This window comes from Polluticoccus soli, assembly GCF_029269745.1.
Lineage (GTDB): Bacteria > Bacteroidota > Bacteroidia > Chitinophagales > Chitinophagaceae > Polluticoccus > Polluticoccus soli.
Map to the genome: position 1 here is coordinate 1,248,063 of NZ_JARJHT010000001.1, position 21,513 is coordinate 1,269,575.

General features: G+C 46.2%; 18 protein-coding genes. 8 read left to right on the top strand and 10 right to left on the bottom strand.

Translation table 11 applies throughout. The features are described from left to right. Window positions 1-3: 3 nt before the first annotated feature. Window positions 4-1,992, bottom strand: coding sequence for an LTA synthase family protein (locus tag P2W83_RS05575; RefSeq protein ID WP_276132712.1), 1,989 nt, complete (start codon window positions 1,990-1,992; stop codon window positions 4-6). Continuing rightward, window positions 1,932-2,471 carry a YfiT family bacillithiol transferase gene (locus tag P2W83_RS05580; protein ID WP_276132713.1) on the bottom strand — a complete coding sequence of 180 codons (540 nt, stop codon included), beginning with the start codon at window positions 2,469-2,471 and terminating at the stop codon, window positions 1,932-1,934. The genes P2W83_RS05575 and P2W83_RS05580 overlap by 61 nt, the downstream gene beginning before the upstream one ends. 94 nt (window positions 2,472-2,565) lie before the next feature. Here P2W83_RS05580 and P2W83_RS05585 point away from each other — a divergent pair, with 94 nt between their 5' ends. Beyond that, entirely contained in the window at window positions 2,566-3,537 is a 972-nt protein-coding gene (locus P2W83_RS05585) for a DUF3667 domain-containing protein (protein ID WP_276132714.1), read from the top strand. Window positions 3,538-3,607: 70 nt separating this feature from the next. Here the strand turns inward: P2W83_RS05585 and P2W83_RS05590 are convergent, their stop codons facing one another. Continuing rightward, the gene (locus tag P2W83_RS05590; RefSeq protein ID WP_276132715.1) at window positions 3,608-4,054 is read right to left on the bottom strand and encodes a hypothetical protein; all 447 of its coding nucleotides are present in this window, start codon (window positions 4,052-4,054) and stop codon (window positions 3,608-3,610) included. Between the two features lie 159 nt (window positions 4,055-4,213). Next, on the bottom strand, window positions 4,214-4,690 hold the full coding sequence (locus tag P2W83_RS05595) for a hypothetical protein (RefSeq protein ID WP_276132716.1): 477 nt from the start codon (window positions 4,688-4,690) through the stop codon (window positions 4,214-4,216). A 268-nt stretch (window positions 4,691-4,958) separates the two neighbouring features. On the opposite strand from P2W83_RS05595, the gene P2W83_RS05600 reads away from it, so the two are divergent. Further along, window positions 4,959-5,540 carry an HD domain-containing protein gene (locus P2W83_RS05600; protein WP_276132717.1) on the top strand — a complete coding sequence of 194 codons (582 nt, stop codon included), beginning with the start codon at window positions 4,959-4,961 and terminating at the stop codon, window positions 5,538-5,540. Window positions 5,541-5,552: 12 nt separating this feature from the next. Here the strand turns inward: P2W83_RS05600 and P2W83_RS05605 are convergent, their stop codons facing one another. Continuing rightward, on the bottom strand, window positions 5,553-6,017 hold the full coding sequence (locus P2W83_RS05605; RefSeq protein WP_276132718.1) for a hypothetical protein: 465 nt from the start codon (window positions 6,015-6,017) through the stop codon (window positions 5,553-5,555). A gap of 98 nt (window positions 6,018-6,115) precedes the next feature. After that, a complete protein-coding gene (locus tag P2W83_RS05610) occupies window positions 6,116-7,165 on the bottom strand; it encodes a WD40/YVTN/BNR-like repeat-containing protein (RefSeq protein WP_276132719.1) in 1,050 nt (349 codons plus the stop codon). A 156-nt stretch (window positions 7,166-7,321) separates the two neighbouring features. On the opposite strand from P2W83_RS05610, the gene P2W83_RS05615 reads away from it, so the two are divergent. From P2W83_RS05615 to P2W83_RS05625, 3 genes are all read left to right on the top strand, one after another. Further along, on the top strand, window positions 7,322-10,993 hold the full coding sequence (locus tag P2W83_RS05615; protein WP_276132720.1) for a T9SS type A sorting domain-containing protein: 3,672 nt from the start codon (window positions 7,322-7,324) through the stop codon (window positions 10,991-10,993). A gap of 182 nt (window positions 10,994-11,175) precedes the next feature. Then, on the top strand, window positions 11,176-11,751 hold the full coding sequence (locus P2W83_RS05620; protein ID WP_276132721.1) for a dihydrofolate reductase family protein: 576 nt from the start codon (window positions 11,176-11,178) through the stop codon (window positions 11,749-11,751). Beyond that, a complete protein-coding gene (locus P2W83_RS05625; protein WP_276132722.1) occupies window positions 11,752-12,258 on the top strand; it encodes a hypothetical protein in 507 nt (168 codons plus the stop codon). Window positions 12,259-12,284: 26 nt separating this feature from the next. Here P2W83_RS05625 and P2W83_RS05630 read toward each other — a convergent pair whose 3' ends face one another. After that, a complete protein-coding gene (locus P2W83_RS05630; RefSeq protein ID WP_276132723.1) occupies window positions 12,285-12,581 on the bottom strand; it encodes a hypothetical protein in 297 nt (98 codons plus the stop codon). 37 nt (window positions 12,582-12,618) lie between these two features. Here P2W83_RS05630 and P2W83_RS05635 point away from each other — a divergent pair, with 37 nt between their 5' ends. From P2W83_RS05635 to P2W83_RS05645, 3 genes are all read left to right on the top strand, one after another. Further along, window positions 12,619-13,581, top strand: a complete 963-nt coding sequence (locus P2W83_RS05635; protein ID WP_276132724.1) for an RDD family protein — start codon at window positions 12,619-12,621, stop codon at window positions 13,579-13,581. A 227-nt stretch (window positions 13,582-13,808) separates the two neighbouring features. After that, the gene (locus P2W83_RS05640) at window positions 13,809-14,237 is read left to right on the top strand and encodes a VOC family protein (RefSeq protein WP_276132725.1); all 429 of its coding nucleotides are present in this window, start codon (window positions 13,809-13,811) and stop codon (window positions 14,235-14,237) included. Window positions 14,238-14,358: 121 nt separating this feature from the next. Beyond that, window positions 14,359-15,021 carry a DUF6966 domain-containing protein gene (locus P2W83_RS05645; protein WP_276132726.1) on the top strand — a complete coding sequence of 221 codons (663 nt, stop codon included), beginning with the start codon at window positions 14,359-14,361 and terminating at the stop codon, window positions 15,019-15,021. A gap of 97 nt (window positions 15,022-15,118) precedes the next feature. On the opposite strand, the gene P2W83_RS05650 is transcribed toward P2W83_RS05645, so the two are convergent. The 3 genes from P2W83_RS05650 to P2W83_RS05660 form a co-directional block, all read right to left on the bottom strand. Next, on the bottom strand, window positions 15,119-17,077 hold the full coding sequence (locus tag P2W83_RS05650) for an autotransporter outer membrane beta-barrel domain-containing protein (RefSeq protein ID WP_276132727.1): 1,959 nt from the start codon (window positions 17,075-17,077) through the stop codon (window positions 15,119-15,121). Window positions 17,078-17,112: 35 nt separating this feature from the next. Next, on the bottom strand, window positions 17,113-17,622 hold the full coding sequence (locus P2W83_RS05655; protein ID WP_276132728.1) for a T9SS type A sorting domain-containing protein: 510 nt from the start codon (window positions 17,620-17,622) through the stop codon (window positions 17,113-17,115). A gap of 304 nt (window positions 17,623-17,926) precedes the next feature. Continuing rightward, on the bottom strand, window positions 17,927-21,256 hold the full coding sequence (locus tag P2W83_RS05660) for a vitamin B12-dependent ribonucleotide reductase (protein ID WP_276132729.1): 3,330 nt from the start codon (window positions 21,254-21,256) through the stop codon (window positions 17,927-17,929). Window positions 21,257-21,513 lie beyond the last annotated feature (257 nt).

A 21,513-nucleotide genomic window follows, 5' to 3' on the forward strand; every position in this document is an offset into this window, starting at 1 on the left:
AGTTCAATCCACAATACCCTGATACTTATCCGCATGCATTTTGTTGTTGATAAGCGCAGAGTGGTACAATTGAATATATGCTTTAAGGTACGGTTCGAATTGCGCCTGCAGTTTTTTGCCTTCAGGATAGTTCAACAAGTTGTTCGTGCAAAAGCTGTCCGCTTTCAGGTTGTAAATATCTGTAGTCGTCTCGGCTTTCATCTTGTAAAGAAAACTATCGATAGCCATCTGGTAGGCGCCTATATGCTCTGTCGCAACAAAACGCTTCTCTTCATTCCTGAATATGGACCGGCCAAATGTGAAGAACGGTTTATCGTATCCAAGGTAATCGAGAACAGAGGGTAATATATCTACCTGTTGCGTTAGTTCGTCCGTACCCCCTTTCATTGTGCTATCGCCTGCTGCGTAGAAAAAGATAGGGATTCGATAAAAGCCCATATTACCATGGTCATGATCATCTATGGTCTGCAAAGAGCAATGGTCGGCCGTGAACACAAATAGCGTATTGCTGAAATAAGGTTGTCTCGACGCGATCTCAAAGAACTTGCGCAAAGCCATATCGGTATAGGCTACGCTTTGTTGTGCAGGGATATCTCCTTTCGGTAAGACATTCTTGTATTCATCAGGCACTTTATAGGGATCGTGCGAACTAAGTGTAAACACTGAGGCGAGGAAAGGCTGCTTAAGCTGATTCAGGCTAGTTGCAAAGTATTTTAGATACGGCTCGTCCCAGATGCCCCAGCTACCATCGTAGTCTTTCTCGTTGTTGTATTCAGTGCGACCAAAATACTTATCAAAACCGGCATTGTACGAGAAAGCATCAAAGTTCATCGTACCATTGGTGGCGCCATGATAGAACGCGCTGCTATATCCTTTCTCTTTTAGCACAGCAGGCAATGCTGTTATCTTATTGGTGCTATAGATAGACGACGTGATCGGTTCGTTCATTAGCGAAGGAATGCCTGCAACTATGGCCGGTATGCCTTCTGCCGAGTGTAGCGCGTTGGCGTATGCATTGCGGCATACAAACGAGTGTTGCATCAGGCTGTCGAGGAAGGGCGTAAAGCTTTGATGGCCACCAAGACCGGTAAAGTTCTTCGAAAAGCTTTCCAGTATGACAATGACCACGTTGGTAGGCCTGAACGGTTTGCCGCCATACTGTTTTACAGGTTTGAAATAGCGCTCTAGTTCCGCTTCGCTATAGTAGTTGACCTCGGGCAACTTCTTATTCGAAAGTGTATTGAGTATGCTGAACGGCGTGTTCAGCACAATGGGCACGTGGTCGCTATCGGCCGCCTCCAGTGCGAAACCAATATTGATCGGGGCATTCTGCCAACCGCCTCTTATACCGAGTACAGTCACACCAATTACCAACAGAAACAATCCGAGTTTCGGGACAAACTTTTCAATCCCTGGTGGCATGCCAGCAACAGGGTACCGCTTACGAATACAGTAATTCACCCAGATAAATCCAATAGATGCAGCGATGAACACAATGAAGATGTACCAATAGTCAACTGCAAAGTGTGGCAATAGCACAAGAAAGTCCCCTTTACGACTCACCATATCCAGCACGTCCGCTGTGGCGCGTTTGCTGGTAAATGCGAAATAAGCCCAATCGCTAACTTCGAAAGCAAGTGCCAGCAGATTGACTGTAATAAACAAAACATTGAGCAGGTTGCGCCACCAGCGATATCGCAGCAAACCAAACGGCAGGAATACCAAAACCAGGTACGCCGCATTCAGCATGAAAATGGCTGAGAGATCGAAGCGCAGACCGTGCAGTGCGGCACTTGCGAACTCCGCACCAGACAACTCACCAAACCTGTCAAGATTCATGCAGGTGAATGCGACCCTGGAGATGGTGTATACCACGAGCAGCAGCAGCAGTTGGAGCGATACTCTTTTTACCAGCGGAGACAATGTACGCATTACCAGTTCATTCTTTGACGCAGCTGCCTGATCTGCTCCATATGGTGACGGCCGTGCCATGAATACAGGTCGGTCATCTCCCACAATGGCACATAGCGCTCATGCTCGGGATGGTAGTAGCAACGCTCCCAGTCTTCGGGCTGCATGTTGCGTAGCACCTGGCCCCACCGGCGATGCAGCGCATGCAACAGGGTGATGGAAACATTCACAGGCACTGTGTGTACATCTGGCAATTCAGCCCACAGCTTTTCGTCATATGGTTTGATAACAGGGTTCTCTTCAGTAAGCGCCAGCTTCAGCCTGATATAAGCATTCATATGGCTGTCGGCTACGTGGTGGATCACCTGATTGACCGTCCAGCCGCCGGGGCGGTAAGGAGTTTCGAGTTGGTGTTCGTCAAGATTTTCGATGCAGAGGTCGAACCATTTGGGAAGTGCTTCGATGGAGGCTATCCATTCTCCCTGCATCTCGGTGGGATGTGTTTCCGGTTGCTCGTAACGGCCAATAGGGAAACGCCACTGTTCATGACTGTCGTCCATAGAAATAACTAATTGGTAATATGGCTGCAAAATTAATTTATCGCGTTTTAAAAACTATCAGCTTTATCTATATTTATTTCAAATAAGCTATCCCTTGTCGCACGCACATATACGTAAAGAAGCCGACTGCCTGAACTGCGGCGTCCTTGTTGCCGAACGCTATTGCCCGCACTGTGGGCAGGAGAACCTGGAACCCAAACAAAGCGCCGGGCACCTTGTCGCCCACTTCTTCAACGATGTTACCCACTTCGATGGCAAGTTCTTCAGCTCCATCAAACTCCTCATCACTAAACCGGGTTTCCTGACCGAGGAGTATTTGAAAGGACGCAGGGCCAGCTACCTCGATCCCATCAGGATGTACCTGTTCATCTCGGCGGTCTTCTTCCTCCTGCTGATGAGTGTATTCAAAACGCCTGCTGACATCATTAGCGACAGCAGCAAAGCCAATGCTGAGATCAGCGGTATCACAAGAGAACATAATGCGACCGTGTTCTCCAGTGGCACCGGTGACCGCCTGACCATAAACGACCGGAGCTATACAACCGTTCATGAATACGACTCCGTTCAAAAAGCCTTGCCTGCAGCAAAAAGGGATGGCTTCATTAACCACTATTTCAGCAGGAAACTTGTGGCTATCAACGAACGCTATAAGGACCGGCCCGAAGGCATATGGCCAATGATGAAAGCTAACTATTTCCACTCGCTGCCCTACATGCTCTTTATCTCGCTACCGATCATCGCGTTATTATTTCAGCTATTCTACATCCGGCGCAAGCAGTTCTATTATGTCTCGCACGGCATCTTTACCATACACCTCTATTGCTTTGTCTTCATTGCGCTGATAGCCATTAACAGCTTTGCAATGGTGGGCAGCTGGGGGAAGCTCGTTAACCTCGTCCTGAAAGTATGGGCCATTGTTTATCTGTTCCTGGCTATGAAGCGGTTTTACAAACAGGGTGGCTTCAAGACCTTTGCCAAGTTTGTGATAATCTTTTTCATCGGCTCCACACTGGTGGGTGTGCTGGCGCTTATCTTCCTGATCAAGTCATTCCTTAACGTGGCATAACAACGAACAGATATTTATCTACTTCCCTGTTTTCGCGGTTTAGCGCTGAAAAAAATGTTACAAATTGATACTATTTTCTTCGCCCTTTCACGGTGTCCAATTCTGTGGTACTGGTATGCTGTTCTTTCCACGCATGAAATATGCTGTCGCCGCCTATAAAACCGCCATAATTTGTCAAATTCGGGCTGGGAGCTACGAATAATTTCCCGCTTTCATCAACACCAACCAACATCGAATCGTGATCATATCGGAACATCAATGCCGGCCGTGTCAAAAGATGAGAGGGATCACTTTTATCTATTATAATGTCAGATAGCTTATAACTCACAGTTAGCGTTTCATGCGTGATCGTATCGATAGTACTGGTTGAGCCACCACTAGGGTGTAGTTGCTGTGTTTGTTTACGGGCCACATTGTAGGTGCCCCTGTATTTTTCACGGAAGTCTGTCTTGGTTGTATCTTTCTTACATGCTGCGAGAGCAACCGTCAGCAATAGAATTAGTTGTATAGATCTCATATGTTCGTCTTTACAGTTCAAGTCCAAAATACGGTATCTAAAATGAATGGCTGCCGCTGCTACGGAAATGCCCTAATACCGAATACAATTTTATATACTTCCCTATCTGCGTCAGTTTCAGCCGAAAAAAATGTTACAATTTGTTGGCTGGAGTCGCGATTATTTTATTCGCCTACCATATAAAGTGTCGTCCGATCTTGAATTGCCTATATAGGTGGAAGTGTGAAATATACTGTCTGCAGTTACAAAACCGCCCTGATTCGGGTGTGCCGGATTTATACTTCGGTATAACCGGCCAAACGTATCTACACCGCACCGCTCTTTCAAGCCATTACCGTATATGAATGTCAGTGCTGGCTGATTGAAAAAGTCGCCACCGCTACCCAGTCTTGAGGAAGAATCTTTGATATTATAGCTGATTTGCAAGATTCCCGTGAAAGTATCGCTGCTTCTATAGAAGAAGGTGCCTCCAGAATAACTCCAATTCGAATGCAGCTTTGTAATGTTAAACGTCCCGGTATATTTCTCCCGGAAATCCTTGGTAGGCGGCGGCGGGGTTGCCGGGGTGAGCCTCTCGTGTTTCTTACAGGCTGCCGCGGTTAAAATAGCCACAAGCAGCAGATAGTATAGTTTCATAGGCCGGGTTGAGAATTAAAGATGAGCAAATACGCTGCCACTTTACAGAAGCTGTGCCACGAAAATGTAAAACTAAAATATATACTTCCCTTCCTACGTGACTTTCACCCGAAAAAAATGTTGCAAAATGTTTGGTGCAACGTTCTTTTTTTCGGCCCGGCTAATCTCGGTAACTTCAAATTAAGGGCTTACAGCTGGTTAAAGAACTTCAATAAAGGACCAATACAAATATACAACTTTTCATTGATTTTATTAATAGAATGATCGTATGACAATTGAAGACGAACTGCAGCAGATACTGGACAGGTACAAGATAAATGCTCATGTGCAGCAGCTCATTGCCATGTGGGACGATGGTACGCGCCATTACCACAATACTACCCACCTCGAAGACCTCGTTAGGATGATAAAAGAAGATAAAGGCAAGGAGGCCGCAAAAGACACTGTGCAATACGACCAGCTGATGCTGGCAGCCCTGTTTCACGATATTGTTTACAGCCCGGGACGGAAGGATAACGAAGAACTAAGCGCTGCGATGTTCCATAGAGCGTGCAGCAACCCCGACGACCCCATTTTGCAGGAAGTACACCAGGCTATTCTCGATACCAAATTGCATGTGGCCACTATCCCCCTGTCTGCCAAGTTCAACCGTTACGATATGAACATAGTAGAGCGCGACTTTGACGAACTACTGGCCTGGGAGAAAGGCATTTACGAAGAATTTAAAGGTGCAGGCAAACACGCCTATAAACTAGGCAGGCTTGCTTTCCTTAAATCGCTGCTGGAGCAATACCCTCACAACCGGGAGAACCTCGAAAGGTTGACAGAGTATGTAGAGAATGGGTATTGATCTTCAGTGTACTCATTGCACCCGCGTCCCCTTCATCATGTCAGTTATTATCGGGCGGGCAGTTATAATAACCGAAACATGGCTAAGGCTGTCCGTCCCAATAAATCCACCTGTATTCTCGCTGTCATGATCAACAGGATCACGGTAAATGCGCCCGCTTTCATCGACACCAAGCTTTTCATATTGACTGGTGTCTTGTGCTCTTCTGAATCGCATTGCCGGCAAGTTGTGACCGCCGTTTTTTTCCCGCGGCAAAAGATACCAAATGGAATCGCTAACTACATAATCTACTATCACCTGGTAATAGTAAGTAGTATCCCTATCGTCGTAGTACTTTTGAATGTTCCGATGAGTAATGTTAAATACCCCCTTGTATTTTTCCCTGAAGTCAGACGTAGGAAGGGGTTGATCTTTTTTGTTGCAGGAAATGATGCAGCAAACAGATACCGCCAGTAAGGCTGTGGTTAGTTTTATCATAGTAGTAGTGAGGTTGAAAGTAAAGAGGTTATTTCAAATGGTATGCCATACTCCCAAATTTATTCATGGCAATGTCAAAAATACTCCGATAACGAAAATCATGGTGTTGTCTTCATGATAGCCAGCTTGCCATTGCCGCCGGCAAGGAACATGAGGTTATGATCCCAACTTGGTTTAATGACGTGGAAACCTTTTTCATCGGATAGTGGTTTCCAGTTCACTCCATCGTCAGTAGAAATATCTATGCCCGACGGACCTAAAGCAAACATGGTCAGGGTTTGACATTTTTTTGCGGGGCGTTGATCACATATCTGTGCCAGGCATTCGCGGTAGCCACGTGTGGTAGATGCGGGTGCCAGCCATTTCTTCCCTTTATTCCAGGTATAAAAGAAGTTAGCCGTCGATAAAGTATCGCGGCGGTAATCACCACCTGCTATCAGCCAGTGCGATATGGTGTAGCCCTTCATAACCGAATATATGCCTGTGCTTTCAGTACCTGCCAGCATAGGTGTGGGTATGCTGTGCCAGCTTCTGCCCCGGTTGAGTGACAGGAATAGTCTAGATGTTTTGCCGCCCGTGGCTATGACTACTGCCCTATCCCAGACGCAGCTAATACTGGTGCCACTTGCAGCAAACGAGGCTTCACCTTTGTTCATCTTAGGACTATTCCGCTCCTTCCATGACCTGCCGCCGTCTTTTGTGTAGAGCAGCAACATACGGCCGCCGATAGGATCGCCATGAATGATACCACGCTTCTTATCCCAGAAGTCCATGCCATCAAAAAAGGCCGCGCTATCGGTATTTTCATATACCCGCTGCCAACTGGCACCACCATCTCCCGTGCGGAGGATGTAGGCAGGGCTGCCCGCATTAGCAATGATGGCATTGCTGGAGTCGAATGCATACAGGGTACGGAAGTCGCAGTTTTCATAGCCTTGTACCTGGCTGAAGCTCCAGTCCACGCCTCCATTCACGCTACGGCCCACCCAGCCTTTGCTGCCGCTCACCCATATGGCGTGTTCATCGGCTACAGAAAGGCCGCGAAAAGAAGCATCGGTCTTGGTGTCTACAAACCGTAATGAATACTGCTGGCTATAAGCAGTGGCAGATGTAAGCAGAAGAAAAAGTAGGAAAGCAGGGAAGCGCATCAGGCAATTTAAGGAATATACAGCGGCCCCACTATATGTCTATTTTACAGCATCACCTGCATAGTATGCAATAGCAGAAAATCTACATTAAACATTTATCACTTATTTTATTCATTTCAAATAATCTTCTACTTTTGCTTTTCCCAAACCTAATCTATGATAAGAAAAACCCTTTTTCTCGCGCTCGCATTACTAATACGGTTTTGCAGCCAATCCTTTGCGCAATGTGATACCAGCGCCTTTGCGCCCGACTCTATTCAGATCATAACATACGGTACCGTAAAGACAATGAAAAAGCACCAGGATACGCTGTACGTTGGTGGCGCTTTCAGTATGATCGGCAAATTCACAGGTAGTTTTATTGGTATGGATACCGTTACAGGTAAGCCTGCCAACCAGCCTACCTGGCCTAAATCCAACGGCACTGTTTTAGACGCCGTATCGGATGGTAACGGCGGCTGGGTATTGGTCGGCAATTTTACGGTGGTAGATGGTCTCAACCGCACCAATGTTGCCCATATCAACTCCGCTGGCCAGGTAACAACACTCAACGTCTCGGTAAATGGTATCGTTAATGTTGCATTGGTAAACAGCAGTGTGCTGTACATAGGAGGTGCATTTTCTTCCGTCAACAGCACTACACGTAACAGGGCTGCGGCGATCGACCTATCGACGGGGTTACTGACCTCGTGGGATCCCAACTGCAACGGTGATGTAAATGCCCTGGCCGTTGATGGCAGCACCATCTATATAGGCGGTGCATTTACCAATGTGGGCGGAAACGCACGCTCCCGCATAGCCGCAGTCAGCGCTTCAACAGGCATAGCTACCAGCTGGGCTCCCACCGGCATAGCCAACAACTCGGTACTCAGCATCGTGGTAAAAAACAATAAAGTTTACGCCGGCGGCAGCTTCACCACCCCATACAACAGGCTCGCAGCGCTCGACAAAAGCACCGGCAGCACCATTACGTGGAATCCAAACAGTAGTGGTATTGTACGCGACCTGCTGTTAATACGGAATCTGCTGTATGTAGCCGGCGATTTTTCAACGATCAATTCAGTTACAAGGGCCAACATCGCGGCTGTTGATACTTTATCGGGCATACCTAGCTCGTGGTACCCCACCCTGGCGGCTACAACGCTTAGCGACATACACTGCATCGCGTCAAACGGCAGCAATATATATGCCGGAGGCGACAAACGCATAGTGATCATTGACACCACCTCTGCAACCGTAAAGGCCATATCACCAAATGTTGGCGGTACTGTTTATACCCTTGTAAGCGGAACAGACAAAGTGTTCGCTGGCGGCAACTTCGCTGGCCTTGGCCTTACTAAGCGGTCAAATATTGCAGGCATTAACTTGATCGACTGGAGTATTATTCCATTTAGCCTGGACGTATCAACAGCCATTAATGATATAGAGATCGACAATGGGAAGATGTATATAGCGGGCGATTTCTATATTGTGAATAGTACTTCGCGCAACAGGCTGGCCTGCCTGAATATGACCAGCAACTACACACTGCTGCCGTTCGATCCTTTTTCCGCCACTTCGATAGGCGATGTCAATGACATGGTGATAAGTGGCGCTAACATGTATGTCGTGGGTAAGTATAATACTCCGCCAAGAAAACTGGATAAAATATCCGGCGCTATAGATGCAAGCTGGTCGCTCAACCCATTCTATGCATATTCCGAAGTATATAAAATCAGGCAGGTAGGCAATGATCTCTTTTTAGGGGGTTTTTTACAAAACAGTACAACCGCTCACGGTTTCGTGAAACATAATCTGACTACCGGCACTACTACAGGCTTTCAGTTTGGCAACCCTGTAAGAACGTTTGCGGCAGACGCGAACAAGGTCTACTGTACCGGCACATTCTATGGCCAGCCGCTGGCCTCACCGATGTTCCTCGAGTCGCTTAATATCAATCCATTTGATGATAATTCATGGCATCCTAATCCGAATTTTGAGCTGACCGGAATGGAGGTCGACAAAGGCAGGGTATATCTTGGAGGAGGAAGCCTTACCAACTTTGGCGCCATCCCCCGCAAAGGCGTGGCTATCGCCGATACAGTAACTGGCAAGATCGCCAGTGGCTGGCACCCTGCGGTTAGCGGGGACATATTTGGTTTCTTGCCTTTGGGCGACACACTATATGCTTATGGCAATCATAGCGAAGTTTCAGGAAAAAGGATCGCTGGCATTACGCGCTTCCATCTCAACTACAGCAAGCCTGTGGTTACGGTAGCGCCCACCAATGGTTTTGTTTGTGCAAGTACCAATACTGGCTTTACGGCCACCGTTTCGCCTTCAATAGCCGGCATTAGTTATCAGTGGAAAAAGAACGGGGCGAACGTAGGTACTAACAGCGCCAATTACTCGTATACACCAGTAACCGGCGACGTGCTTACCTGTATCATCACCTTACCACCAACCAATAACCTTTGTTATATAGATAACCAGATAGCGAGCGCGCCGTATAACGTAACTACGACACCTAATGCATCGCTTTCTGTAAGCATCACTGCGTCTACTCCGTCTACCGTTTGTACAGGCACTTCTGTTACTTATACCGCAACATCCAATGTCAGCGGCGTAAGCTACCAGTGGTACAAATTTCCGAACCCCATAAGCGGCGCAACCAACAGCACCTATACGTATACCCCGCAAAATGGCGATAATATACACTGCCGGGTAACTGCTGCGGGTTGCTATACACCACTACCAGCGATAAGCAATTCAATATCCATGACCGTGAACAACTACATAACCGGCACGTCTGTTACTTCTGTAGCAAACAACCCGATATGCCAGGGTGCTAACGCCTCATTCAACGTACTTTCCACTATGAACCTAAACGGCAACCCTAATTTTCAGTGGAAGGTGAACGGGCTAAATGCCGGACCTAACAGCAATAGCTTCTCTTATCCCGCTGTAAACAATGATGTAGTAACATGCGAAGTGACAGCTACCACCGGTTGCTACAACCCAAATCCTGCTACCAGCACGCCTATTACTATGAGTGTTACTCCAAACGTTACGCCGACTATCAGCATATCGGGAAATACTCAGCCAGAGTGTGAAGGCAATATGATAACCTACACGGCGACGGCCAATCCGTCAGGCACGTATTTATGGAAGGTGAATGGTACCCCTGTAGGGTTCAGCACTACTATGCATGCATATGTACCTGCTATGGGCGACCAGATAAGCTGTGAGCTTGCGGTACCAGCCGGCTGCTTTACTGCACCAACTGCTACCAGCAATACCCTTACAGCCAACCTGGTTGCCAAAACAACACCAACTATCAGCCTTAATAGTGTGCCTATGGCCAGCCTGGGTACAACGGTTACCGTAAATGCTACTGTTGCTAACGCCGGCAGTAACTACGTTATCGATTGGAAGAATAATGGCACCGGGTTTGCTACTACCAACACCCCATCCGCTACGTATGTAAAAGGCGCAGGTAAGGACAATATTACAGCCGAGATAACGCCGCAGGGTTGCTATACAAAAGCGACCTCGGCCGCTATTATAGTAAATGTGTCTACGTATGTTCAGGATTTGCTTGAAGCGCGCGGCATCTCGGTGTTCCCCAATCCATTTACGGGGCACGTCATTGTAAAAGGCCTGAAGAAAGACGACAAGCTATCTTTGTACGATGTGTTGGGCCGTAACGTGGGCAGCTATACCATCAGCGAAACCGGCATAGAACAGAAACTGCAGGTAAATGATATGGCTCCCGGCACATATCTGCTGTACATAACCGATGGCAGTACTAGTGAGTCGGTGGGTGCAATCAAACTGCAAAAGCAGTAAAGCAGCAAATCATAGGATAACAGTGAATACCGCTAAAACGAAATCCCCTGCTGTTGCGGGGGATTTCGTTTTAGTCACCGGCAATCTCTCGCAAAGCGAAAGCTGATGAGGAAAATATAGTTTAAATTGCCTAAAGCTTATCATTTACTGCATTGCCACATCAATCAAAACCAAAAAATCAAATGAGAAAAGTAATTTCATTCATGCACATATCGCTGGACGGTTTTGTTGCAGGACCTAATGGCGAAATGGACTGGATAAAAGCTGATGAAGAGATCTTCGATCATGTAGGTAAGCGGATAGGCGAAACTGACACTGCATTGTACGGACGGAAAACTTATGAAATGATGGAAGGCTACTGGCCTACCGCAGCAGACAAACCGAACGCCACCAAACACGACATGGAACATTCAAAATGGTATAAGAACGTTCACAAAGTTGTTCTGTCAAAAACAATGAAAGGCGCGGAGTTGCCCAACACAACAATCATCAGCGACAACCTTGCGGACAGAATAAATGAAATAAAGCAAAAGCCGGGTACAGAGATCCTGCTTTTTGGTAGCCCGACGGCAACGCATTCACTTATTCAACTGGGCTTGATTGACGGCTACTGGCTGTTTGTCAATCCAATTGTTCTTGGACAAGGCATCCCCTTGTTCACAGACATCAAAGACAAAATAAAACTCAACCTCGTGACTACCCGGCCATTTACCTGTGGGGTGACGGAACTGAATTATACAGTGGACAAACAACCCTAGATGTCTCTCAAACTGAAATTCGATCCTGAATACGATTACGGCCAAACAGACTTGTCTGTTGAAGAAAACCTGGCCTGTTGGAAGTTTGCTCAACTGATAACAACATTAATAACGCTTTCCAGCAGTTCGGATAGACAAGCCGAAATCATTGGGATAGGTGCGACATGTGACGAAATGGGTGAAGATTTTCATTCTTACTTCACATTATCTTCTCGTTCCTATCACAGGGCGGGGTTGCTGTCCGAAAAAGAAATACTAGAACTCGAAAAACTTGACGCCTATTTTGAAGAAAGGAGTGGCAATAATTCTCCAGACTTCTGGGATGACTTTTTGCTAGACACAAATCCGGAATGGGATGTAGTAAGAACAAAAGCGACCAATATTCTACAGTTACTAGGATTCCAAGATTTGACAATCGACTTTGACAGAAAAGAAGATTATGAAATTACCGATAAGGGGAAACGAGTAGTCGGTCAGTGGACTAAGACACGGTTAGTAAAAAAGTAGTTTCTAAGGGCATTAAGCTGTCATTATTATTTCATCGCCTGAATTATCCGATCATACCCGGTATAAGGGTGTAACTCCATAATTTCAAACGTGATCAGGTTTTGTTCTACCAAAGGCAATTCCCCCAACAATGCCTGTGCATGTGTCTTAGTCTCACACTCCAATACAAGTACAGCGCAGTTCTCTTCGTTGAAATAGTGTTCACGAAGTTGCTCTGCGAGGTACATTCTATACACCGCAAGAGCTTCTTGTGCCATCAGTTCCTTGCTTATGGTACTCCAGTCCGCTCCAGGAACTTCTTTTTCAATTGCCAGTATTTTCATAGTTTCAGATCGTTAAATGCAGTTAATAATTAAAGTAATGGAAAATAACTTATACCTATCTAGATTTTGGACAAGAGGCTGGGCATTACTAATCGACGTAATTATTCTTGGAATTTTTGGATTCATACTAGGGCTGACGTTTAAAAGCTTTTTTATCTCGCTTGGTGAAAATGCGAAAATAATCGGGTGGTTAATTTCACTCGCTTATTTCACAATGTTGAACTCCAAAATAAATAACGGCCAGACTTTCGGCAAGAAAGTAATGAACATTCAGGTTGTTGATATTTATGGAAACGCTGTAAGCTTGAAAGCTTCTTTTGTCAGAGCGTTTATTTTAACAACGCCATTTTTTCTTAATGGCTATAGTATACCTGGGGCTGCTCTATTTTCCGTAATTACAACTATTCAATCTACAGTGGTTTTCACTTTCAGCATCGGAATAATTTTGTTTTACATTATTAACAAAGAAACCAGGCAGTCAATTCACGACATAATCGCTAAAACTTATGTTGCCCAAGTTTACAGGAATGATGAAGTGACACTAATGCCGAAAATCAGGAAACTGTCATTTTATGCTTTGACAGTGCTGTTTTTGATCGGCTCGGCTTTTACGATCTATGATTTTGAAACCGATCCTAAAATTTCAAAATTGATCCCAGTCTATGAAAATATTTTAAAGCAAGGCAATGTTTCTGAGGTGAGTGTTTTTATGAATTTTGAACCGTCAACAGACAGTACAAGAACCAATCGATACGCTTACACTGTAACAATTAAACCGACCAAATACATAGAAAAAAGCTCCCGGGCTGAGGAGTATATAAGTCGTCCCGAGTTTAAGCAAACGGTTGAAACCTTTATTAATAGTAAAGTTTATGAAACCGATAATGACATGTTAAGCGTCGTGGTGGATTCTGGATTTGACATCGGTATTGCCAGCCAAACCAGCTCGTTCGGTATTGGCAAATCCATATATGAATGGAAAAAAATTTACAGCCTCTAGCTACCTCTTTTGTCTCCGCGGAGCCTCTTGCAATGACTCGCCAGCATCAGGGTGAAGACACCGAGTCGTTATTCAAGAAACTTAGCAAGGACGGAACCACTTACTGCCCTGAGACTTGCATAGCCGCGTAAACGATTGACGCAAATAACCCCTTTTTTGACGCATTCATGCCCTATTTAGTTTGTGGGTAAGCGGTACTTTTGGATAACAACAAAAAAATAAAACTAATGGCACTTATCAATCCTCACATCAACTTCAACGGCAACGCCGAAGAAGCATTTACGTTTTACAAATCAGTATTTGGCGGAGAGTTTGCAAAAATTATTCGTTTCAAAGACATTGCAAGCGCTGAATTTCCCATACCTGAAAAAGAGGAAAATAAGATCATGCACATTGAATTGCCTATAGGTAAAAATGTGTTGATGGCAAATGATGTCCCCGAAGTCTTAGGAAAGGTAAACGAGAATGAGAACAGAAGTAAGATCTCGATCAGTACAGAAAGCAAAGAAGAAGCTGATAAACTATTCAATGGTCTCTCGGCAGGTGGAACAGTAGAAATGCCCATTGCAGACAGCCCCTGGGGTTCCTATTTTGGTATGTTCAGAGACAAATATGGCATTGAATGGATGGTAGAATTTGCCTCGAAAAATAATTAGGGAACAGCTTACCTTCCTCTGCTAGTCTCTTGCAGATGGCTCGCCTGCATCAAGGTGAAAGTGCCGAGGTCCTATCCGGAAGAACTATTGGAATTAGGCTATATTGGTGAAGTTTAGTAGAATGGACACTTATCGCAAAGCTTTAGTCATTTTAGAATCGCTTTTCCGCCAGTCAGGCAATAGCCATTGGGCAAAGTGGATGATGAGAGATATTTATGAGTGGGACACGCATCGAAGTACTACCCATCATAGGAGCGCGTTCGGCGGAATGGGATCAATAAATGATCAGCCACTTGGTAAGATTAGCGAGGAAGGATGCTGGAAAGACACATTATTTGACTATATAAAAACTATTAGCTGGACATACGCTACTAAAGGTGAAAACGAGATATTAGTTTCCCCACCGCCTACATTTCAAATCACGCTCTGCAACAACTGTGGCTATTTGGAAATTACTGATTTGGAAATCGAGCGTTTTTTAGCAAAAAGACATCTACCTGCATTAATCAATACTTACTTGCAGCAGGAAAACTTCGAAGATCTGCTTGATGTTAGGCAAGTATTGCACAGCGAAGAGGTGGAAGAAGAACGCGTTGCGCTTAAACAGAATTATAGCAAGAATAAAATTGCAGTTACAAATAGGTTAGACAGAATTAAAACATGTCCCAATTGTAACACCACGCATTTTACAATTTCAACTTGGCACGTCACCAAAAATCAGCCCTTAGAAATAACCATGAAAAAGACATGGTGGAGGCAATTGGTTGACATTTTCAAAGGGTAAGACAGGAAATCAAACGATTAGTACAAAAAAAATCCCCCGCTAGTGCGGGGGATTTCGTTTATATGGCCGCTAATATATGCTTAGCTGCACCGTTGCGCTATTTCGTATTTGACGCACCTGTATTTGCAACTTTCGTACTTGGATCGGCAGTTGCAGGCACCGGAGTCGATAACGGTGTTATCGCACTAGTAGACGCTACATTTTCTCCATGCGGACGTGTAGCATCGTCAATACTCTTACTCTCTGACTTGCCCCACTCTGCTGCGTGCAGGTAACGTCCTTTAAACTCTGGTTCTTTTTCCACTTCAGGTACTACACGGTGTGCATCGGCAAATTTATCATGGCGCACACCCGTTATCTGCCAGCTCACTTCAATATTAGGTTTATCTGTTTTGATCTTAAACTGGTTGTTATTTATTTTTTCATAAATAATAGCCTGGGCGAAGCTACCTATTACAGTAAGCTGGTAGCGAAAATCCCTGTTCAATGCTTCAAAATAATCAGGAAGCGTAACGATAGCATCGCCGGCAGCATCTGTAACAATGTTACCATTGTAAATATTCATCATGTCGGGACTTTCAACAAAAGAATGGTAGAGGTATTTATTTTCGGGATCAAGCGGATGGTCTATTTTGAAAGTACCGCCACCTTTTGACATGGTACCTGTTACACTTACATTACCGGCAAAATATCCTGCATAGGGTGTGCCACCTGTTGCAGTACCGTAAATACCGTAGTTAGTAGCGCCATTAGCCGCAGAACCGTACACGCCGTAACTATTGCCGGTTGAAGTGGTAGCTGCTGTTGCCGATGAAAAAACACCTACGTTGAAAGAAGCACCACCCGGACCACGTACAAATGCGTGAACCCCATGGTTCTCAAAAGAAGAGTTGCCCGCAAATCCAACAAGAGCGCTGCTTACGTTTGTAGTGGTAGTGGCACTTGTTTGTGCAAGCAAAGCCTGGTGGTTGAAGTTAATACCACCTAAAGTTACTGTTACATCTTTTGAACCTGAAGTATGCAACATGGCAGCCGGCGCTGTAACACCAAAACCGGAAAGCCCTGCTGTTACTATCACACCATACCCACTTGCCCCTCCCGTGAATCTACCGCCGGCACTACCCGCCGCATCACCACTTCCCAGTACACCCGCACCATTGGCTGCAGAATTAAAGCCTTCAACGCCCGCAGCCGTTCCCGATAAACTATAACCGAAAACACCATCGTTAGCCTGGCCAACACCCGCAACTCCGATGCCGGTACTGGATTCGCCATAAAGGGCCGAGTTAATGGTGATGGAACCGCTTGCCGCTGCACCCGAAATACCATGAACGGCATGCTGGCTTGGGGTACTTGCAGCATTGACAACCTGTAATTTATTAGATGCTGTAGGTGAAGTTGTACCAATGCCTACTGATGTACCATTATCGAATAACTGCGAGTTACCTATTGCTGTAGTACTTGTAAATTTTGGAATATAATTTAAGGTACCTGATACACCCGTATTAAGCGGTATCCAGCTACTTGTTCCTGCATCCCATGTTAGTGCCTGCCCCGCTGTTGGTGCCGTTGCACTTACATTCCTGCCCTGTATTTTCGTAACGTTTGCAGCTGTGCTTATTCCCGTTACATCCCCACCCATTGTTGCTGTACCTGCATTGTTGGCATACACTGCATACGGCGCGCTGATCAATTGGCTGGTACCAAGATTAGCATATGTAGTACCTCCAGTTGGGTCTGCTTCTACCTGTATGTATTTATTGCCGTTTGCCCAGTCAATGGTGTTGAAAGTACCTGATACCACAGTACCATCACCAACCTGTACATTATACAAACCATAAGCGTTAGTGGTAACTGTAAATGTTTCCTGGTATACGGTAGTACCCGATGGGGAGCCATCTATAATAGTTAACCGGAGTCCTAAAGCCTGGCTGGCCAAAGGAGCGCCGCTTGCGTTACGGGCTATGCCCTGGTAATTGAATTTTTGCGGTGCTTGTGCCCAGGCACCGATGGTCGTAATGGTAAGCGTTAAAGCCAGCAGTATGATTCTTTTCATAAACAGTGTTTTTAAGGAGATTGAGATTGGTTTAACTACAGTTTTACTACTTTAAAAGATCTTTTTTCAACCGCATTACCTGCGGTTTGAATAGTTACCTCAAGCATATAAGACGCATTGGGTAGTGACGCAATGTTTATTTGCTCCGTGTTTTTCCCTTTACTGGTATTAAAGGTTTTGCTCGTTAATAATTTGCCGTTGATATCAGTAAGATGGTAAGTGAGCGAGTGGGAGCTTGTAGCTGAATACTCCATGTTTACTACCGATGTAGCAGGGTTTGGCCATATACACAGCTGGTTTTGCAGCGCAATATCATTAACGCCTAACGGGGGTTCATTGGGCTGCAGCACGCCCTGAGTAACAATAATGCTTCCGGACGCAAAGGTGCTGACAAGCGTCATTTCACCGACTGACCAGTCGTGGGAGTTGCCACCAATAGTAGCAGAGCCTCCGCTTGCATTCAATGTTGACGGGCCAATGCTTTGTGCACTGGCATACATTGTGATTCCCCAACAGACAAGAAGGGCGAACAATAGTCTTTTCATAAGTGTATTGTTTTTAACCGGTGAAAAATGATGATAGACGAGATGACTTTCCAAACGATGAGAATAAAGGCCAGTCTAAGTTTAGACAATATAAGCTTTAATATTTGAATATATCATTAAATGAGCTATATATCTTTTTACTTCCATGCACATCATGGTGCAGTGCACTATATACACACGATGAAAGCCGCTTAATGAGCGGCTTTCATATTCCGTGAACCGGATTGGACTCGAACCCAGGTAATAAAACAAAAAATCCCCCGCATTAGCGGGGGATTCCGTTTATATGGTAGTTGATCTATGCTTAGCTGCAACCGGTAGTAGTACCGCAGTTAGGACACATATAGCAGGTACCGTTGCGCAGGGTAATGTTACCGCAGTTGCGACATACGGGCGCATCGGCGCTGGTTCCCATCATCTTTTTGATATCGGCAGTGTTCTGTGCAGTAGCTGCTACGGCTTTAGGCACCGGTGCGACGTTCTTCTGCTTTTGTGTTTGCTGCGGGGCAGTTACACGCACCTGCGACAGTTCCTGTTGCGGGCTGCTTTCATCCTCGTCGTTCGATAGCCTGTTCTGATCTGGTACGTGTACCAGGTCTGTACGATCCAGGTATTCGTAAGCCAGCAGGCGGAACATAAAGTCTAGCACCGAAGTAGCTTGCTTGATATTCGGGTGTTCTACAACGCCCGCCGGTTCAAAACGGGTGAAGGTGAACTTGTCAACGTATTCATCCAGCGGCACACCGTACTGCAGACCAACCGATACTGCTATCGCGAAGCTGTTCATCAGGCTACGCATAGTAGCACCTTCTTTCGCCATGTCCACGAATACTTCACCCAGCGTACCATCCGTGTATTCACCCGTACGAACGAACAACGGCTGGCCACCAACTTTTGCCTTGAAAGTATAACCGCGGCGTTTTGCAGGCAGCTGCTTGCGCTCTACGATGCGGCTCAGTTCGCGTTTCAGTTGTGTATCAGGGCTTGCCTGTACGCGTTTGTTCACTTCTTCCAGCAGCTCTTCGATGGTGAGCTGACCCATATCTACTATCTGTGCTACAGGAGTTTCTTCCTGTGCTGCAGTAGTTGTATCTGTTTCTTTCTTTTTCTTGTCGCTCTTGTTGCTCAGCGGCTGGCTCAGTTTAGACCCATCGCGGTACAGGGCGCAGGCTTTAATACCCAGCTGCCAGCTCAGTTGGTAGCAATCTTTGATCTCTTCAACCGTTGCCTCGTTTGGCAGGTTAATGGTTTTAGAGATAGCACCGCTGATGAACGGCTGCGTAGCACCCATCATACGGATGTGACCGTGAGCGTGGATGTAGCGTTCGCCTTTCTTACCGCATTTGTTAGCACAGTCGAATACAGGCAGGTGCTCTTCTTTCAGGAATGGTGCACCTTCTACCATCATCGTACCGCAAACGTAGTCGTTGGCTGCATCGATCTCTTCGTCGCTGAAGCCCAGTTCTTCCAGCAGGCTGAAGTCAGGAGCAAAGTATTGCTCTGGAGTAAAGCCAAGGCGTTTCAGGCATTCTTCGCCCAGCGTATATACGTTGAACACGAAGCCGATCTCGAATGAGCTTTCTACAGCTGCATCCAGTTTCTTCAGCTCTTCGCCGATGAAGCCTTTTTCGCTCAGGCTCTGGTGGTTGATGTAAGGAGCACCGGCAAACGTACCGTGACCTTTTGCGTATTTAACGATCGCATCAACTTCTTCTTCAGAATATTTCAGGTTGCGCAGAGCCGCAGGTATAGACTGGTTGATGATCTTGAAATAACCACCACCAGACAGTTTCTTGAATTTCACCAGCGCGAAGTCAGGCTCGATACCGGTAGTATCGCAATCCATCACCAGGCCAATAGTACCTGTAGGAGCGATAACGGTAGCCTGCGCGTTGCGGTAGCCGTGTTGCTCACCCAGCTGTACTGCTTCGTCCCATGCTCTGGTAGCAGCTTTCAGCAGGTAGTCAGGGCAATACTTGGCGTTGATACCCATTGGTTTTGTTTCCAGGCCTTCGTAAGCTTCAGCAGCATCGTAAGCAGCAGCACGGTGGTTGCGCATTACACGCATCATGTGCTTGCGGTTTTCCTGGTAGCGAGGGAAAGCACCCAGCGCAGCAGCCATCTCAGCCGATGTGCGGTAAGACACACCGTTCATGATAGCGGTGATAGCACCGGCGATAGCACGGGCTTCTTCGCTGTCGTAAGGGATACCGCTTACCATCAGCATAGAACCAAGGTTAGCATAACCAAGGCCCAGCGTACGGTAGTCATAGCTCAGTTGTGCCACTTCAGGAGAAGGGAACTGTGCCATCAGTACTGAAATTTCCAGTACTACTGTCCACAGGCGGGTCATGTATTCAAAACCTGCTACGTCAAAGCTGTTGTCTTCTTCGTTGAAGAAACGACGCAGGTTGAGCGAAGCGAGGTTACAAGCCGTGTTGTCGAGGAACATATACTCCGAGCATGGGTTAGAGGCACGGATCGGACCACCTTCAGGGCAAGTATGCCATTCGTTGATGGTAGTATCGTATTGTGTACCGGGGTCAGCGCAGCGCCATGCAGCGTACGATATTTTATCGAACAATGCTTTGGCAGGCATTTTCTTCATCACCTTACCATCGCTACGTCCGGTCATTTCCCATTCTTCGTTGTTTGCCAGGCGGCGGAAGAATTCGTTCGGGATACGAACAGAGTTGTTAGAGTTCTGTCCAGATACTGTTTTATATGCTTCGCCTTCGTAGTCTGATGCATAACCTGCAGCTATGAGGGCAGCTACTTTCTTTTCTTCTTCTACTTTCCAGTCGATGAAATCTACAACCTCTGGGTGATCGAGGTCGAGGCACACCATTTTAGCAGCACGGCGGGTAGTACCACCGCTTTTGATAGCACCCGCAGCACGGTCGCCGATCTTCAGGAAGCTCATAAGACCGCTTGAAGTACCACCGCCGCTCAGTTTCTCACCTTCCGCGCGGATGTTAGAATAGTTGGTACCAACACCAGAACCGTATTTGAAGATACGAGCCTCGCGAACCCACAGGTCCATGATACCACCATCATTAACCAGGTCATCTTCTACGCTCAGGATAAAGCAGGCGTGTGGCTGAGGACGCTCGTAGGCATTCTTAGATTTTTCCAGTTTGCCGGTTGTAGGATCTACATAATAGTGACCTTGTGCTTTACCATCGATACCGTAGCTGCTGAACAGGCCGGTATTGAACCACTGCGGAGAGTTGGGTGCACAGCTCTGTTGCAGTATGCTATAAGTAAGTTCGTCGTAAAATACCTGTGCGTCTTTTTCAGAGGCGAAATAACCGTATTTCTCGCCCCAGCCGCGCCAGCAATCTGCCAGGCGGTGCGCCACTTGTTTAACAGAAGTTTCCCTGCCAAGCGTACCGTCTGGTTGCGGAACACCTGCCTTACGGAAGTATTTCTGCGCCAGGATATCGGTAGCTATCTGCGACCAATGCTTAGGCACCTCCACGTTCGTCATTTCAAATACTTTTTCACCGTTCGGGTTACGTATTACCGATGTACGGTAATCATACTCGAACAGATCGAACGAACTAACGCCCTCTTTTGTGTACTGGCGCTGGAAGGAAAGGCCTTCGGCTTTGGTTTTTGTCTTTGCACCCATGGTTAAATTATATTATCGGTTAATGATGTTTGAACTGAGTTGAATAGCGAAAATATCAAAAGGGGGATTTCTAGAAAGAAATAGAAATCAACTGCCTGTGGATAAACTGACTGGATAACTTTTTCTCCTTGACCTGTCGCTACTTAGGCTCAAATTCCAACATATGAACCGTTCCCGTATCTTGATTTTTTGAAGGATGTTTTTATATTACAAAGATACGAAATTTCGACGTGCTACAGGCATGTAACAACGAAAAC